Source organism: Ectobacillus panaciterrae DSM 19096, assembly GCF_000430785.1.
In the GTDB taxonomy this organism is placed as follows: Bacteria; Bacillota; Bacilli; order Bacillales; family Bacillaceae_G; genus Ectobacillus; species Ectobacillus panaciterrae.
Genome location: NZ_AUMR01000114.1, coordinates 1 through 10,288, shown reverse-complemented (window position 1 = coordinate 10,288; position 10,288 = coordinate 1). Strand labels below are relative to the sequence as shown.

Annotated in this window: 7 protein-coding genes and 13 tRNA genes; 19 read left to right on the top strand and 1 reads right to left on the bottom strand. The window is 43.0% G+C overall.

Translation table 11 applies throughout. The features are described 5' to 3' along the window. The first annotated feature begins 4 nt into the window (after positions 1–4). The 12 genes from H540_RS0119985 to H540_RS0119930 all read left to right on the top strand — a co-directional run bounded on the left by H540_RS0119985 (position 5) and on the right by H540_RS0119930 (position 1,148). Positions 5–80: transfer RNA gene (locus H540_RS0119985), tRNA-Val, on the top strand. Between the two features lie 25 nt (positions 81–105). Next, positions 106–182 (top strand) — tRNA-Met (locus tag H540_RS0119980). 3 nt (positions 183–185) lie between these two features. Further along, a tRNA-Asp gene (locus H540_RS0119975) sits at positions 186–261 on the top strand. 3 nt (positions 262–264) lie between these two features. Further along, a tRNA-Phe gene (locus tag H540_RS0119970) sits at positions 265–337 on the top strand. Positions 338–418: 81 nt separating this feature from the next. Then, a tRNA-Thr gene (locus tag H540_RS0119965) sits at positions 419–494 on the top strand. Positions 495–503: 9 nt separating this feature from the next. Further along, positions 504–588: transfer RNA gene (locus H540_RS0119960), tRNA-Tyr, on the top strand. 5 nt (positions 589–593) lie between these two features. Then, positions 594–667 (top strand) — tRNA-Trp (locus H540_RS0119955). An 11-nt stretch (positions 668–678) separates the two neighbouring features. Continuing rightward, positions 679–754 (top strand) — tRNA-His (locus tag H540_RS0119950). 74 nt (positions 755–828) lie between these two features. Continuing rightward, positions 829–903 (top strand) — tRNA-Gln (locus H540_RS0119945). A 6-nt stretch (positions 904–909) separates the two neighbouring features. Continuing rightward, positions 910–984, top strand: a tRNA-Gly gene (locus H540_RS0119940). Between the two features lie 8 nt (positions 985–992). After that, positions 993–1,066, top strand: a tRNA-Cys gene (locus tag H540_RS0119935). 1 nt (position 1,067) lies between these two features. Further along, positions 1,068–1,148: transfer RNA gene (locus H540_RS0119930), tRNA-Leu, on the top strand. Positions 1,149–1,267: 119 nt separating this feature from the next. Here the strand turns inward: H540_RS0119930 and H540_RS0119925 are convergent. After that, positions 1,268–1,813, bottom strand: coding sequence for a DUF420 domain-containing protein (locus tag H540_RS0119925; protein ID WP_028402109.1), 546 nt, complete (start codon positions 1,811–1,813; stop codon positions 1,268–1,270). 518 nt (positions 1,814–2,331) lie between these two features. Between H540_RS0119925 and H540_RS0119920 the strand changes: the two genes are divergently transcribed. From H540_RS0119920 to yhbH, 7 genes are all read left to right on the top strand, one after another. Beyond that, positions 2,332–2,985: a DsbA family protein gene (locus H540_RS0119920; RefSeq protein WP_028402108.1), complete on the top strand. Its 654-nt coding sequence runs from the start codon at positions 2,332–2,334 to the stop codon at positions 2,983–2,985. Between the two features lie 363 nt (positions 2,986–3,348). After that, positions 3,349–3,422: transfer RNA gene (locus tag H540_RS0119915), tRNA-Gly, on the top strand. A gap of 108 nt (positions 3,423–3,530) precedes the next feature. Further along, entirely contained in the window at positions 3,531–4,667 is a 1,137-nt protein-coding gene (gene queG / locus H540_RS0119910; RefSeq protein ID WP_028402107.1) for a tRNA epoxyqueuosine(34) reductase QueG, read from the top strand. Positions 4,668–4,723: 56 nt separating this feature from the next. Then, positions 4,724–5,620 (top strand): amidase domain-containing protein, encoded by an 897-nt coding sequence (locus H540_RS0119905; protein WP_028402106.1) that lies wholly within the window; start codon positions 4,724–4,726, stop codon positions 5,618–5,620. A gap of 69 nt (positions 5,621–5,689) precedes the next feature. After that, complete coding sequence (trmL, locus tag H540_RS0119900; RefSeq protein ID WP_028402105.1) at positions 5,690–6,163, top strand: tRNA (uridine(34)/cytosine(34)/5-carboxymethylaminomethyluridine(34)-2'-O)-methyltransferase TrmL; 474 nt, start codon at positions 5,690–5,692, stop codon at positions 6,161–6,163. A gap of 602 nt (positions 6,164–6,765) precedes the next feature. After that, positions 6,766–8,661 carry a PrkA family serine protein kinase gene (locus tag H540_RS0119890; protein ID WP_028402104.1) on the top strand — a complete coding sequence of 632 codons (1,896 nt, stop codon included), beginning with the start codon at positions 6,766–6,768 and terminating at the stop codon, positions 8,659–8,661. 285 nt (positions 8,662–8,946) lie between these two features. Further along, on the top strand, positions 8,947–10,119 hold the full coding sequence (gene yhbH / locus H540_RS0119885; RefSeq protein ID WP_028402103.1) for a sporulation protein YhbH: 1,173 nt from the start codon (positions 8,947–8,949) through the stop codon (positions 10,117–10,119). Positions 10,120–10,288 lie beyond the last annotated feature (169 nt).

Sequence of the window (10,288 nt, the reverse complement as noted above, 5' to 3'; positions counted from 1 at the left end):
TAGTGGAGGATTAGCTCAGCTGGGAGAGCATCTGCCTTACAAGCAGAGGGTCGGCGGTTCGAGCCCGTCATCCTCCACCATATAATTTAAATGTTTTTATAACGTCGCGGGGTGGAGCAGTCCGGTAGCTCGTCGGGCTCATAACCCGAAGGTCGCAGGTTCAAATCCTGTCCCCGCAACCAAATGGTCCCGTGGTGTAGCGGTTAACATGCCTGCCTGTCACGCAGGAGATCGCCGGTTCGATCCCGGTCGGGACCGCCATTTGGCTCGGTAGCTCAGTCGGTAGAGCAGAGGACTGAAAATCCTCGTGTCGGCGGTTCGATTCCGTCCCGAGCCATTCTATTTAAATAACGAATAAAATTGCCGTCTTAGCTCTATTTTCAGAGCGCGGTAATTAAGTTTTTAAATATAGAATTATGCCGGCTTAGCTCAATTGGTAGAGCAACTGACTTGTAATCAGTAGGTTGGGGGTTCAAGTCCTCTAGCCGGCACCATTTTATGTTGGAGGGGTAGCGAAGTGGCTAAACGCGGCGGACTGTAAATCCGCTCCCTCAGGGTTCGGCGGTTCGAATCCGTCCCCCTCCACCATTCCTAGGGGTATAGTTTAAAGGTAGAACAGAGGTCTCCAAAACCTCCGGTGTGGGTTCGATTCCTACTACCCCTGCCAATCATATAATGGCGGTCGTGGCGAAGTGGTTAACGCATCGGATTGTGGCTCCGACACTCGTGGGTTCGATTCCCATCGATCGCCCCATTTTTAAAACTTTACTTAAGTTTTAAGATGGTGTAAAATTACAGTTAAGTACTTCATATATGATAATTATTCAATGGGCTATAGCCAAGCGGTAAGGCAACGGACTTTGACTCCGTCATTCGTTGGTTCGAATCCAGCTAGCCCAGCCAAAACATGCGGAAGTAGTTCAGTGGTAGAATACAACCTTGCCAAGGTTGGGGTCGCGGGTTCGAATCCCGTCTTCCGCTCCAAAATATATGGCGGCATAGCCAAGAGGTAAGGCAGAGGTCTGCAAAACCTTTACCACCGGTTCGAATCCGGTTGCCGCCTCCATGCCGGTGTGGCGGAATTGGCAGACGCGCACGACTCAAAATCGTGTTCCTCTGGAGTGCCGGTTCGACCCCGGCCACCGGTATAAATGAAAAAGACGGTTTCCATAATGGAAGCCGTCTTTTTTGTTAGATATACGCGCTAAAAGCATAGCACTTTACAATCATAAAAAAGCCTTCCGATATCGGAAGGCTTTTTTATGATTCAATAATACGGCGAAATCATCAGATAAACAATAACCCCGGTAAAGCTCACATACAGCCAAATTGGCATGGACCATCTCACGATCTTGCGGTGCTTTGCAACTTGTCCCGTCCAGCCCCAAATGAGGGAAAATAAAGCGAGCGGCACGATAATAGCGGCCAGTACACTGTGCGTAATTAAGATAAAGAAGTAAATGTACCGCAAAAGACCTGCACCGCCATAATGCGTTGGCTGCGATAAGTATTGGTGCGTCACATAAGAAACACAGAATAGCAATGTTGTCGTGAATGCAGCGAGAATAAAGCGTTTGTGAAGGGTAATGTTTTTCCTTTTGATAAAATACAGCGCTGCAACCAAGAAGATGAACGTGAAGCTGTTTAAAACGGCGTTAATGCGCGGAAGGATAGAAGTATCAAAGCCTACTTTGCCTTTATATCCTACAGGTCCAAAGAACAGCAGGAGGATAAGTGCGTTTACAACAATAGAAAGCCCTACAACAAGAGCTGTATAGTTACGTCCGTTTGCAGGACTGTTCGGTGTGCTCATTCAGCAGCCTCCTCTTACGATATGATAGCCTTCTTATTTTAACATGCTTATAGTGAAAAACCTATGACAAAAGTTTGAACTTATGGAGTTAGTATAGCCTAAAACCTTTTCTAATTGAAGTTTACAAAAGGATTAAATGATCTGGAGATGCTCTGTATGTTTGGAGCTATTAATTTCTTATGTTTCCTCGTTGAAGCTTGCAGTATACAGCACACAAAAGAACAAACCTGTATGCTTAATCAAAAGACCCGGGCGAGGGCATTTAAAAGGATTTGACCGTTACTAAACCCAGCAGGCACACTACACCCACCTAAAAAAGAACCGAGTACGAGTTTTTCCCATGCGCAGTTTCTTATGAGTAAAGACACTTGTGTCAATATTGTGTCATCATGGGTTAGTATTGGACGGCGCAAATCAACATTGGTATCATGGATAATGTATGTTTCTAAAGAGTATACTCTCATGCAATGGTCATACTACAAATAGTATCGTGAAAAACAAACAAAGAGGAATGAAGTATGAAGACAAAAAACTTTTCTGTTTTACTTATTATCTTTTCAATGGCATTTCTAATTCTGGCAGGAACGATTGGTTATAGTATTGTTCAAAAGAAGAAAGAAAGCCAAAAGGATCCTTTTGATTACACAAACCAGCAAGCGTTGGGAGATAAGGATGCGCCTGTGCAAATGGTGGAGTTTGGCGATTTTAAATGCCCTGCCTGCCGTACGTGGGATGCAACAGTGTTTCCACAGTTAAAGAAGGATTACATCGATACAGGGAAGGTACAGCTGCATTTTATTAACTTTGCATTTATCGGCAAGGATTCTGATCTTGGTGCCCAAGCAGGAGAAGCGATTTATAAACAAAATAAAGCTGCATTTTGGAAATTTTACGATGAGGTATATCAAAGCCAGAAAAGTACAGACGAGGAATGGTTAACAGAGGCCTTCCTTATAGACTTGGTAAAGACGAAGCTGCCTGAAATCAACTTAGAGCAGTTTAAAAAGGATTTAAACAGTAAAGAGATGAAGGAGCTTGTCCAAAAGGATAAGGATATTGCCTTAAAGCTGAGCGTACAAGGGGCACCTACTGTATATGTAAACGGCAAGCCTTCTAATCCAGATTATGATAGTCTGAAAAAAGCTATTGAACAGGCAGCAGAAAAAAAGTGATGAGAATATCTCATTGCTTTTTACTTTAATGAATTTCTAAAAAAATCCTAATTCGCGTTGGATTGAGAAGCTGACTGTAAAAGAAGGCAACCTTCAGAGTGCAGCAAATTTCCTCTATATAATACATTGTTAGCGGAAGCTGTTCTGCGGTTAGACCTGCACGAGAATGTGACAAAATAATGAACAAAAGAGTTTCCATGTTTACAGGAAACTCTTTTGTTCTATACTGTAAACAGTGTTTTACTGCAGTAAATAGTTATATTTTCTATCAATTCATTTTTTTCGACTTTTTTCGCTAAAATTCTTGCTTGTTTGTTAAAACGGTGCTATAATTCTTAACATAAACTTAACAAATTATTTCTCGCGGGTGTAGTTTAGTGGTAAAACAAGAGCCTTCCAAGCTCTGGTCGTGAGTTCGATTCTCATCACCCGCTCCAAGAGCATTTATATGTAAAGCTATACTTACTATGTGATAACGCAGTGTTTCGTTTCTTAGATAAACGGGGCATTGCGTTTTTTAATGTATATAAGAAAGGAGGAGTGTTATGCATTTTGAACAGTTAAAACGAGAGCTGATTGCATACAGCAAAGAAATCGGAATTGATAAAATCGGATTTGCCAGTGCTTCCCCCTTTACAGAATTGAGGCAGCGCCTTATCCAGCAGCAAGAGCTCGGATATCAGTCGGGCTTTGAAGAAGCTGATACAGAAAAGCGTACAGAGCCGGGGATCTTGCTTCCGGGAGCACAATCCATTATCGCTATTGCACTTGCGTATCCGTCAAAGCTGAAGAATGCCCCGCAAAGCAAGCGGGGAGAGCGCCGCGGCATCTTCTGCCGAGCTTCATGGGGGCAGGACTATCACGCGATTTTGCGCGACCGTCTGCAAAAGCTGGAGGCCTTTCTGAAAGAGCGTGTTCCTGATGTGAAAATTACATCTATGGTTGATACGGGAGAATTAAGCGACCGTGCTGTGGCCGAGCGCGCCGGGATCGGCTGGAGCGGCAAAAATTGTTCTATTATTACACCGGAATTTGGCTCTTATGTATACCTGGGAGAAATGATTACGAACCTTCCTTTTTCGCCTGATACACCAATTGAAGATGGCTGCGGCTCATGCAATAAATGTGTGGACGTATGTCCGACCGGTGCGCTTATTCAAGGCGGACAGCTCGATTCGCAAAGATGCATTGCATTCCTGACACAGACGAAGGGGTTTCTTGCAGAAGAATTCCGTGCGGAAATTGGAAATCGTTTGTACGGCTGTGATACGTGTCAGACGGTATGCCCGAAAAACAAAGGAATTGATTTTCATCTTCACCCGGAAATGGAGCCGGATCCAGAGCTTGTAAAACCGCTCTTGAAGCCGCTCTTAACGATTGGGAACCGTGAGTTCAAAGAGAAGTACGGCCCGATGTCTGGATCATGGCGTGGGAAAAAGCCGATTCAGAGAAATGCTATTTTGGCACTTGCTCATTATAAGGACGAAACAGCTATTCCCGACTTAATTGCCGTTATGAAAAATGATCCTCGTCCTGTTATGCGCGGTACGGCAGCATGGGCGCTTGGGAAAATCGGACAACCCGATACAGCTGCATATATTATAGAAGCGAAAGAAATAGAAGCGGACGAACAAGTTTTGGCTGAAATGGAAAAAGGACTGCATATGCTGCAAAATCGTTAAAACATTACAAGTTTCTTTCTTCTCTCTCATATCGTAAGATGAGGGGGGGAATCAGAATGAACGTGAAGCCCATTTTAGAAGCGATAACACAACAGCATCTCGAGTTAATCACGGGGAATCGGATTGCCAGCAAAGATATGCCTGACGATTTATTGGCGATGATTCAACGGAAAAAGAATGTGCTAAAGGCAAGAGAAGCTGAAGTCGTGAAATGCAATGCTCATGTTGCTTTGATACGAGAGCTGACGATAGACCAAAAAAAGGAATCAGATTATGCGGTACATCTCCAATATTTGATTAAACAGCGAGATTTGATATACATGGAAGAAGAGTGTTTGGAAAGAAGGATTATTTTAGAAGCAAATCAAGCAGTGGATAGCCTATTTATTCATGCTCCGGAGGCAGAAGAGCCGATAGAAAGTTTAGAGCGGGAAGTTACAAAAGGAAAAGGCTCTGGAGTTCCTTATAAATATAATCGCTTAGAAGCGGTAAAATATGCAGAGGCATGGTGGAACAGACGCAATCCTGCATATCGGAACTTTCAAGATAACTGCACCAACTTCATTTCACAATGCCTGCATGCAGGCGAATCACCGATGATAGGCTACCCGAATGTACGAAGCGGCTGGTGGCAGCAAAACAAACAGTGGAGCTGGAGCTGGGCTGTTGCGCATTCGTTTCAGTGGTATCTTTCCGGTACACCGGCGGGACTGCGCGCCAAGCGGGTGGAAAGGCCGGAAGAATTGCTTCTTGGAGACGTGATTGCTTATGACTTTGAAGATGACGGACGGTGGAATCATACGACGATTGTAACAGCAAAGGATGCAAACGGCATGCCGCTTGTAAATGCGCATTCCGCTGACAGCCGCCATCGTTATTGGTCATATGAGGATTCAAGCAAATACACACCGCAGATGAAGTATAAATTTTTTCATATTCTTGATAATACGTAAAACAGCGCTTCTGTTCATTTTAAAATGAAGTGGTATAATACGTTGTAGAGAAAAGTCGAGGTGAAGATTGTGGGAATACACATTGTTTTATATCAGCCAGAAATTCCGGCTAATACAGGAAATATTGCTCGTACATGTGCAGCAACAGGCATAGCATTGCATTTAATCCGGCCGTTAGGCTTCTCTACAGACGATAAAATGCTGAAGCGTGCAGGATTGGACTATTGGGAACATGTTTCTATTTACTATTACGATTCAATTGAAGAGTTTTATGAAAAAAATGAAGGCGGCGAATTCTTCTATTTAACAAAGCACGGTAAAAAGCCGCATACAGAATTTGATTACAGTAATCTGGACAAAGAATACTACTTTGTATTCGGCCGTGAAACGAAGGGGCTGCCATCTGAGGTCATCGAGGCAAATTTCGATCGATGTCTTCGCGTTCCGATGAACGATAATGTTCGATCGCTTAATCTGTCTAATACCGCTGCTATTCTTGTATATGAAGCATTGCGGCAGCAAAATTATCCTGGATTGAATTAACATGTTATATAAGAGAAGCTGTCTGCTCACGACAGCTTTTTTTTATGGATAATTAAAAAATATAAAATGAAACGAAATTTGCCCAAGGCTGCTATTTTATAAGCCGCTTCCGGTAGATGAACTGGAGAAATTATACTTCTATATACAAGTGAATAAAAAACCGTCTTTTTATAGTGGGGAGAGATCATCCAGTGACGTGAAGAAGCGGTCAAACCTTTGTTCATACAAAGGTAAACCAGAGAGAAGAAGCATACAGCCCTCCCTTTTGGTTACACATAGCACATGGAAATGTCGAAATTATAATTCACTCATATATACAAAGGAGCCGGGCTTTATTTGTTCATGCCCGGTTTGTCATCATAACCAGCAGTAAAAATCGCACTTAAAAATGTCACCATTACCCCTAAAATTAAAACGAGTTTCACAGCCATTCCTCCCTTTGTCTATTCTCCCCACTCCTATTATTATAACGGATTTTGACAAGCTGTTGTTGAGAAATTTCTGAAAGTTTTCGCGATATGGATTCGTAAGAATGTTTAAGGACATCCTTGCATAAGTTTATAATAATCCTTTTTTGAACAAGACAATGGGGGAGGTCCGGCATGGATATTCTAAAAAAAATCGAGCAACATCGAGAGACTGAGCAACTGCTGAAATGGGAAGGAACGTTTGGGGAGTATTTGGAGATCGTAAGGGAAAGACCATGGGTAGCGCAAACTGCTCATTCTCGTATTTATAATATGATTAAAGATGCTGGTATTCAGGAGATTGAGGGGAAAAAGAGATATAAGTTCTTCAGCAATCAATTATTCGGCTTGGAGGATGCGCTAGAACGTCTTGTAGAAGAGTACTTTCATCCATCTGCGAAGCGTTTGGATGTGAGAAAGCGCATTTTGCTTCTTATGGGGCCGGTCAGCGGAGGTAAATCTACTCTGGTTACTATGCTGAAGCGTGGCTTAGAGGCGTATTCTCATACAGATGAGGGCGCTGTTTATGCAATTAAAGGCTGCCCGATGCATGAAGATCCTTTGCATCTCATTCCGCATCACTTACGTCAGGATTTCTTTCAAGAATATGGCGTACGTATTGAAGGAAACTTATCTCCATTAAACTTAATGCGTCTGGAAAAAGAATACCGGGGACGTATTGAGGATGTTATGGTAGAGCGTATCTTCTTCTCGGAAGACCGCCGTACGGGAATCGGGACATTCAGTCCGTCTGATCCGAAATCGCAGGATATCGCGGATTTAACAGGAAGTCTCGACTTTTCGACAATCGCTGAATATGGCTCTGAATCTGATCCGCGCGCGTATCGCTTTGATGGGGAGCTAAACAAGGCAAATCGCGGGATGATGGAGTTTCAGGAGATGTTGAAGTGCGATGAAAAATTCCTTTGGCATTTGCTTTCTCTTACACAGGAAGGCAATTTCAAAGCAGGGCGCTTTGCGTTGATTTCCGCAGATGAATTAATCGTGGCGCATACAAATGAAACAGAATACCGCTCGTTCATTTCCAATAAGAAAAACGAAGCGCTGCATTCCCGTATCATCGTTATGCCGATCCCGTATAACTTGCGAGCAAGCGAGGAAGAACGAATTTATGAGAAAATGATTCGTGAAAGCGACGTATCGAATGTTCATATTGCTCCGCATACATTGCGCGTTGCCGCGATGTTCACTATTTTAACGCGTTTAAAAGAACCGAAGCGCCCGGACATCGATTTGATTAAAAAGATGCGTCTGTATGACGGCGAAATGGTTGAAGGCTACAATACAATTGACGTTGAAGAAATGCAGCGCGAATTTCAAGATGAAGGTATGAGCGGCATCGACCCGCGTTATGTAATTAACAGAATTTCTTCTACTATTATAAGAAAAGAAGTTCCATCCATTAATGCGCTCGATGTACTGCGCTCCTTAAAAGACGGATTAGACCAGCATCCGTCCATCAGCAACGAAGACCGCGAACGCTACATGAACTTCATTTCCCTTGCCCGCAAAGAGTATGACAACATCGCCAAGAAGGAAGTGCAAAAGGCATTCGTATACTCCTATGAAGAATCCGCTAAAACACTGATGGATAACTATTTGGATAATGTAGAAGCATACTGCAATAAGGCGAAGTTGCGTGATCCGTTAACAGGAGAAGAAATGAGTCCGGATGAAAAGCTTATGCGCTCCATTGAAGAGCAAATCGGTATCTCTGAAAATGCGAAAAAAGCATTCCGCGAAGAAATTCTTATCCGCATCTCAGCGTACGCGCGTAAAGGAAAACGATTTGATTATAACTCTCACGAACGCTTGCGCGAAGCAATTCAGAAGAAGCTATTTGCAGACTTGAAGGACGTTGTGAAAATCACGACATCTTCCAAAACGCCAGATGAAAGTCAGCTGAAGAAAATCAATGAAGTTGTAGCGAGATTGATAGATGAACACGGCTATAACTCCTCATCTGCCAATGAGCTCCTCCGCTATGTAGGAAGCTTGCTGAACCGATAACAAGTGAAAAAAGTATGCCTCTTGGGCATGCTTTTTTGCACCTTTTAAAATGTATCATTATGCATGTCCATTTATACAATGAAGCGTTCAATTATCTAAATTATTTGTCAATTATTCATGCGATCCGCATATGATAGAGTAACCAACCATTACTTCTGAACAAAAAAAGCCGACACAATACCATATGCAATACAACTCATAATGGTGCATGTGTCTGGAGATGTGTAGAAGCTTTCGTGTGTAGGTTTAGGTTCTTACTATTAAATTTATAAGGAGGGAAAAAAGATGAGTGAAGACAACAAGAATAATTATACGATTTCCCGAGAAGATTGGTCCCTCCACCGTAAAGGACATGACGATCAGCAGCGCCATCAAGAAAAGGTGCAGGAAGCGATCAAAAATAACCTCGCAGACTTAATCACTGAAGAAAGCATTATCATGTCCAACGGCAGGGACGTTGTGAAAATTCCCATTCGTTCATTGGATGAGTACAAAATTCGCTATAACTATGACAAAAACAAGCATGTCGGGCAAGGCACCGGAGAAAGCAAAATAGGAGACGTAGTTGCACGCGACGGCTCGGGCGGCCAGCAAAAAGGCGCCGGAAAAGGTCAAGGTGCAGGCGATCAAACAGGCGAAGATTACTATGAGGCAGAAGTATCCCTCATGGAGCTCGAACAGGCTCTTTTCAGAGAGCTGGAATTGCCGAACTTAAAGAAAAAAGAAGCCGATGAAAACAAATTAGAGCACGTTGAATTTAATGATATTCGAAAAATAGGACTCATGGGTAATATCGATAAAAAACGAACCATGATTGCAGCTTACAAGCGCAATGCGATGAGCGGCAAACCATCCTTCTACCCAATCCATCCGGAAGACTTAAAATTCCGTACATGGAATGAAGTGCTGAAGCCGGAATCCAAAGCAGTCGTATTAGCGATGATGGACACAAGCGGTTCCATGGGCATTTGGGAAAAGTATATGGCGCGCAGCTTCTTCTTTTGGATGACACGTTTCTTGCGCACTAAATATGAAACAGTTGATATCGAATTTATCGCCCACCACACAGAAGCACGAGTCGTCACAGAAGACGAATTCTTCTCAAAAGGAGAAAGCGGCGGAACGATCTGTTCATCCGTTTATCGAAAAGCGTTAGAGTTAATTGAAACAAAATACTCGCCGAACCGCTACAATATCTATCCGTTCCACTTCTCTGACGGCGATAACCTTACATCCGACAATGCGCGCTGCGTCAAGCTTGTGCAAGATCTGATGAAGGTGTGCAACATGTTCGGGTATGGGGAAGTGAACCAATATAACCGCCATTCAACCCTAATGTCTGCTTATAAAAACATCAATGATGAAAATTTCCGTTATTATATTCTGAAACAAAAAGCAGATGTGTTCAATGCGATGAAGAGTTTCTTCAAGCAGGAGGCTGCGGAGAAGAGCAGATAGGAAAGAGCCTTGCGTACAATGGGAGTGTGTATGCAGGGCTTTTTTACTTAGGCTCTTTTCGCAAAGATGGGTGCTATTAGATAAGTAAGGAATATACATGATTTCATGTAACGCTGTAATCCGAATAGGTGGGGAAGGCAGCGGAAGAATCCTGTCTTATCAAGCCTGT

Bases quoted from the DNA above. Each gene is read 5' to 3' on its own strand.
- queG (WP_028402107.1), top strand. From the start codon at position 3,531: ATGCATTTTGAACAGTTAAAACGAGAGCTGATTGCATACAGCAAAGAA.
- yhbH (WP_028402103.1), top strand. From the start codon at position 8,947: ATGAGTGAAGACAACAAGAATAATTATACGATTTCCCGAGAAGATTGG.
- H540_RS0119925 (WP_028402109.1), bottom strand. From the start codon at position 1,813: ATGAGCACACCGAACAGTCCTGCAAACGGACGTAACTATACAGCTCTT.
- H540_RS0119905 (WP_028402106.1), top strand. From the start codon at position 4,724: ATGAACGTGAAGCCCATTTTAGAAGCGATAACACAACAGCATCTCGAG.
- H540_RS0119920 (WP_028402108.1), top strand. From the start codon at position 2,332: ATGAAGACAAAAAACTTTTCTGTTTTACTTATTATCTTTTCAATGGCA.
- H540_RS0119890 (WP_028402104.1), top strand. From the start codon at position 6,766: ATGGATATTCTAAAAAAAATCGAGCAACATCGAGAGACTGAGCAACTG.